The following is a 5473-nucleotide window of genomic DNA, read 5'->3' as shown; positions in this document are numbered from 1 at the left end:
CTCCATTTGGGGTGCTTTTTTTATGCAGCTGTATGGATTGTTGTATTGATTAGCGCCATGACAAACCTCACAAAACATAACAAGAATACATCGGCCTGTAGCCCTAATGCTGTTCCGGATTTGCTAGTTTATGGACTTCGCCTAGAAAAATACGGAGTCATTCCATGGTACTCGAACAACAGCCGACCTTAGAATTATTATTTGAACAACTGGGTTTAGCCGCAGACGAAGCATCTATTGAGCAATTTGTGCGTGCCCATCAATTGCCGGCAGAAGTGACCTTGCCCGATGCTGGATTCTGGAGTGAGGGACAAAGCGCCTTTTTACGCGAACACTGGCATCAGGATGATGAGTGGATTGTGATTATCGACAAATTAAACCAGTTACTACACGTTGAAAGCGACAAGCTGGCGCAATAAGCCGGAGCCAGTTCAATCAGGCTCATCCGCCTTACATGCTTTGGTACAAAAAAATACAACAAGCGCAGTCACAAGGCTGTGCTTTTGTGCAGAATTCTTATAACGTAAAGCTACAATACAGTAAAAAAATGCTGAGGAGGGCGCCATGTTTGATCAGCAACCCACATTAGAACTGTTATTTGAGCAGCTGGGTCTAGAGTCCAGTTCAGAAGCCATTGATCAATTTATTGAAAGCCATCAATTAACTTCCGATATTCCTCTACATAAAGCCGTATTCTGGAGCAAGGCCCAGCACGATTTCATTATCAGTCACTGGAAAAGTGATGATGAATGGGCCATCGTGATTGATGTCTTAAACGAGCAATTACATACCGAACATAAGCTTTCCGGCTCTTGCGAACTTTAATCACAAATTGAAACAACAAACCTGGTCGCAAAGACTAGGTTTTTTTTGCTTTATCTTATAAGTTAGATGGATAAATAACTACAATTTATCTGATATATAAGGAGGGCGAGATGCTCAATCACAACACACCATCCTTAGCTCTATTATTTTCTCAACTTGGTTTAGCCAATAGTCCGGCGGCCATTGAACTTTATGTACGTACCCATCAACTGCCTTCCCATATTTCTTTGCATGATGCGCCGTTCTGGAATAAATCCCAGCGTGCTTTATTAATCAGTCATCTGGTCCAGGATGATGACTGGGCGATCTGGGTCGATGAATTGAATCAACAATTACATATGGATGCCTATAAAGCCCAAACCGCTTAATCCTGCCTGAAGATTCAAGCGTTTCTGTAGTCCATAAAAAATGCCTCAATCAATGAGGCATTTTTGTTGTTAAATATTTTTTTCGTGCTGAGCTTTAGTGTAAACGCGGCTGAATCAGCTGCACAAACCAGCTTTGACCATGACAGTGTTCAAAGGCAGTATGTTCACGTAGTACATCGGCATCAAACTCGGCTGTTTTACGGTATTTGGTCAGCCAATGCTGAGTCAGTGCATTTTCTTTTTTCGCTGCGCTGGCATAGGCCAGGAACAGGTAAATATCGCCATGATTATAATTGGTCAGCGGTTTTAGAATCTGCTGGGTAATTAAGGCAAAGCGGGTTTCCTGGCTGATTTCAAAATACAGCATATAGGCCTTGGCCAGGGTTAAGGACAGATTTAAATATAAGGACAGCGGCATTTCCTCAAATTCAACCCGGCCTTGCTCCAGCAGCACAATCGCTTCTTGCAGGAAATAGGTCTGTTCCTGACGGACCTGACTCAGCATCACCAGTTCTAGGCGTAATGAAGCACGTTCCAGCGCCAGTTCCGGGGTGTTGCCCTGTAAATAGAGCTGGTCAGTTTCACCGATACGCTGAATAATCGGTTGGGTGGTATCACGCATCGGCACAATCCTCAGTTCACAATACGGTTTATATGAGGCCACTTGCCAGGATTTAAAGGATCACCACAACTGTGGATCACTACGCAGCCAGGCAGTAATCGAAAGGCGCTGCTGTTTGGAGAGCAGCACTTCATGCAGCAAATCACTTTGGAATAAGGCCATCCGGTTGGGCTGTGGCGCAATGATCTGCCATTCGCCCTGTTTGTCCTGCAAGCGTAATTCACCGCCCCAATCGGCCTGCCACTGTTCATGCAGATAAAAGACGCAGGAAATCATCCGGCCATTTTTACCTTGCGGATTATCGCGGTGCAGGGCATAAAATTCGCCGGCGTTATAACAGGCAAAATGGGCTTCGACTTCCTTAATGCCCAGAAAAAAGGCACGATTTAATTGCTCGGCCAGCGCCATTAAGGTTTGGGTATGCTGCTCGGCAACCGGCAGGCTTGAATCCAGCCATAAGATATGATCACTGCGAATCTGGCTGACCACACCGTTTTGAATGGCTGCGTTACGAAACTCATTCAAATGTGCGGTACATTCTGCTACCAAAGCTTGTACATAATCCTGTGGATAGGCATCATCAATCAGGGCATAACCGGATTGATCCAGATCATTGAATATCTGTGCCAGATTCCAGGATGGTGGTAGAGAATGTGTTTGCATAGGCAAAACTCGAACAAGGATAAAAAAAGCGGGGGAACTATTTTAGAGCAAGATAAGCCTCTGAATGAAACTTTTTTTCATGCTAAAATACCGGTTGATTTCAGGAATTAAAGAAACATGAATTACCGTCACCATTTCCATGCAGGCAACTTTGCCGATGTCATGAAGCATGTGCTTTTGCTTCAGTTACTGACACGTTTAAATGCCAAAGATAAACCTTATCGCTATATTGATACACATGGCGGTGCAGGCAAATACGACTTATCTTTAGCACCTGCACAGAAGTCGGGTGAGTTCTTAAATGGTATTCACCGTCTGGTCAAACTGGATGACTCGATTATCCGCAATGCACCGGAAGGCGTGAAGCAGTATCTGAATCTGGTCGAGCAGATGCGCGAGACGGATGGCAAGGGCGCTTATCCGGGTTCACCATGGTTTGCCTTACAAGGTATGCGTGAGATGGATAAAGCCACGGTGTTTGAAATGCAGCGTGATGTTTTTCAGCAATTGCGCAGCAATATCCGTGACCGTCGCGCCGGCTTGCATGAGCGTGATGCTTATGAAGGCCTGCTTGGGGTGATTCCACCGAAAGAAAAACGCGGTCTGGTCATGATTGACCCGCCTTATGAGCTGGAACGTAAAGACTTCCCGCAGCTGGTGGAGCTGCTGGTCGCGGCCTATAAAAAATGGCCAACAGGCGTGTTTGCGGTGTGGTATCCAATTAAAGACCGCGCCATGATTGAACGTTTTGAAAAGAAAATGTACAAATCGGGCATTCGCCGTCAGCTGGTTTGCGAAATCTGTGTCTGGCCAGATGATACCCCGGTTGGCTTGAATGGCTGTGGTTTACTGGTGATCAATCCACCTTGGAAATTCTCTGAAGATGCAGATGAAGCCTTACAATGGTTATTCCCGCATTTACGCATGCAGGACAATGGTGGACATGCAGCAGTACGCTGGCTGGTTGGCGAATAAGCCAAACAGCCCCAACAGAGATTAGGTTAGAGTTAGGACATAAAATAATGATAAACACACCGAAGCCCGAGGGTGATTCCGTGACGCGTGAACATGATTACGATGGAATCACATTTGAAGTGGTGGAAGAGGAACGTACCCGCGAGGGGCAAAAGGTCAAACGCCGTGGCATCTACCTGTGGCCTAATCTCATTACCACCGCGGCCTTGCTGTCGGGCTTTTATTCAATTATTGCCAGCATGAATGGCGAATATAGCCAGGCCATTTATGCCATTTTCCTGGCGGCCTTATTTGATGGTTTAGATGGCCGCGTTGCGCGTGCCATTGGTGCGCAAAGTCCGTTTGGTGAGCAGTTTGACTCCTTGTCCGATATGCTGGCCTTTGGTGTGGCCCCGGCAATTTTAATGTATAGCTGGAGCCTGAATGATCTGGGCCGGATTGGTTTGGCCTGCTGTTTTGTTTATACCGCCTGTGCGGCTTTCCGTCTGGCGCGTTTTAACGTGCAGATTGGCGTGGTTGATAAACGTTATTTTATTGGCGTGGCCAGTCCATTGGCGGCTTTAATGCTGGTGTCGCTGGTCTGGGTCGGCCGCGATTTTCCTGAAATTTATAATATTCAGGACTTTGGTATTCAGATCATCAACGCCGTGATTATTGTGGCGGTTGGCTTGCTGATGATTTCCAATATTAAATATTATTCCTTTAAGACTTTAGACCGTAAGCGGGTGCCGTTTATTGTGCTGCCAATCGCCGTTTTTATACTCGCGGCCATGACCTATAACATTCCGGTCGGTATTCTGGTGATTTCTATCATCTACGCATTATCAGGTTTTGTGACCACTTATATGGCGAGAAAAACCGCCGAATCATAACAAGATGACACTCAGGAGCTTGCTATGCAGATGTTTCAAGATTTTCTCGATCGATCCAAACAACTGAATCAAGCTCCACATCAACTCAAGCTTGAGCAGCTGCCTTATCACGCCCCGAACCAGAAATATAAAATCATTCATCAGGGCCTGATGATTCCCAATTTGCCCGCGCCCTTACATTATCTTAATTTCCTGAGTCTGATTGGGCAGCCAAATGCTCCGATGCTGCGCAATGACAGCGCGATTCAAACCCATCCGCTGGATACTGCTACGGTACTGGTCAGTTCCAGTCCACATATGGTGGGGCAGCTCAGCAGTTATTCAGTGGAAAAAGAATGTTATTTCAAGCCGGCACTGTTTCAGTTTGGTGGCCGGGAGCAGCTGGAAGGACATTTTCCGGAGTTTCGGGTTCAACGTCTGGATTCTGAACTCAGTTTTGATCTGAAGATTTGTACTACCCCGGTGATTTCCTATTTTGCCAAGCTACGCATGGGGCTGGCCGATCACTGGTCTTTGCTGTGTGAATGCAGTGGACAGCTTCAATATAAACAGCAAAATTATCAGATCCAGCAACTCGGCAGTTTTGAATATGCGCGAGCCATTAATTTTCCTTATCTACCTTTAGCCTTTTTTACCTATCAGGTGATTAATCTGCAGCAGCAACGGCAGTTATTACTGGCCCAAGTGCGAGATCGCTTTAACCGGATTTTGCAGTCGCGGATGTATTTGCGTGACCTGAGCAGCGGCCAAAGCCAGCTGTTTGATGAAGGCGTATATTTTAAAGTACACCGGGTTTATCCGGCGGTGATGACTCCAAACCGGCAAAGCATGTATCTGCCGCGTGAATTTGAATGGTGTTACAGCGGTGCAGATGGCACGCGTATTCATATTCAGGCACAAAGTCGCGGTGATTTTAAATTTGGCTTGGCTGCCGGTTATGTGGGCAGTTTTCATTATCAGGTCAAAATAAATGATGTCGAAGAACAGGGCGAAGGTGGCTATTGTGAATATATTGATTGTCGCGCCTTAAAATGGCAGGAAAAAAATCAGGCAGAAAAATTAGGTGATCATTTGGCCAATCCGGTCCCATTTTTAGTGAAAAAAGAAAAATAAGTGTATTTTTGCTGAATAAATAAACAGTCGTGTCG

Annotated in this window: 8 protein-coding genes; 6 read left to right on the top strand and 2 right to left on the bottom strand. The window is 45.9% G+C overall.

What is annotated here, in order from left to right:
* The first annotated feature begins 164 nt into the window (after positions 1-164).
* The 3 genes from VF685_RS13850 to VF685_RS13840 all read left to right on the top strand — a co-directional run bounded on the left by VF685_RS13850 (position 165) and on the right by VF685_RS13840 (position 1193).
* The gene (locus VF685_RS13850) at positions 165-419 is read left to right on the top strand and encodes a DUF2789 family protein (protein WP_005182193.1); all 255 of its coding nucleotides are present in this window, start codon (positions 165-167) and stop codon (positions 417-419) included.
* A gap of 145 nt (positions 420-564) precedes the next feature.
* Positions 565-825 (top strand): DUF2789 family protein, encoded by a 261-nt coding sequence (locus VF685_RS13845; RefSeq protein ID WP_286385056.1) that lies wholly within the window; start codon positions 565-567, stop codon positions 823-825.
* A 110-nt stretch (positions 826-935) separates the two neighbouring features.
* Positions 936-1193, top strand: a complete 258-nt coding sequence (locus tag VF685_RS13840; RefSeq protein WP_005182199.1) for a DUF2789 family protein — start codon at positions 936-938, stop codon at positions 1191-1193.
* Between the two features lie 94 nt (positions 1194-1287).
* Here VF685_RS13840 and VF685_RS13835 read toward each other — a convergent pair whose 3' ends face one another.
* Together VF685_RS13835 and VF685_RS13830 are read right to left on the bottom strand one after the other, a co-directional pair.
* A complete protein-coding gene (locus tag VF685_RS13835) occupies positions 1288-1815 on the bottom strand; it encodes a hypothetical protein (protein WP_005182203.1) in 528 nt (175 codons plus the stop codon).
* Positions 1816-1875: 60 nt separating this feature from the next.
* Positions 1876-2478, bottom strand: coding sequence for a 2OG-Fe(II) oxygenase (locus tag VF685_RS13830; RefSeq protein WP_005182206.1), 603 nt, complete (start codon positions 2476-2478; stop codon positions 1876-1878).
* A 117-nt stretch (positions 2479-2595) separates the two neighbouring features.
* Here VF685_RS13830 and VF685_RS13825 point away from each other — a divergent pair, with 117 nt between their 5' ends.
* Genes VF685_RS13825 through VF685_RS13815 form a run of 3 tightly spaced genes read left to right on the top strand, consistent with a single transcriptional unit; the run spans position 2596 to position 5438 of the window.
* Complete coding sequence (locus VF685_RS13825) at positions 2596-3453, top strand: 23S rRNA (adenine(2030)-N(6))-methyltransferase RlmJ (RefSeq protein ID WP_005182209.1); 858 nt, start codon at positions 2596-2598, stop codon at positions 3451-3453.
* 47 nt (positions 3454-3500) lie between these two features.
* Positions 3501-4325, top strand: coding sequence for a CDP-diacylglycerol--serine O-phosphatidyltransferase (gene pssA, locus VF685_RS13820; protein ID WP_177155323.1), 825 nt, complete (start codon positions 3501-3503; stop codon positions 4323-4325).
* Between the two features lie 24 nt (positions 4326-4349).
* Positions 4350-5438, top strand: coding sequence for a DUF6670 family protein (locus VF685_RS13815; protein WP_177155324.1), 1089 nt, complete (start codon positions 4350-4352; stop codon positions 5436-5438).
* Positions 5439-5473 lie beyond the last annotated feature (35 nt).

The sequence above is a fragment of the Acinetobacter sp. Brlt_5 genome (assembly GCF_051949055.1).
Taxonomy (GTDB): domain Bacteria; phylum Pseudomonadota; class Gammaproteobacteria; order Pseudomonadales; family Moraxellaceae; genus Acinetobacter; species Acinetobacter indicus.
Note: the sequence above shows the minus strand (reverse complement) of the source record. Positions and strands in the feature narration are given on the sequence as shown.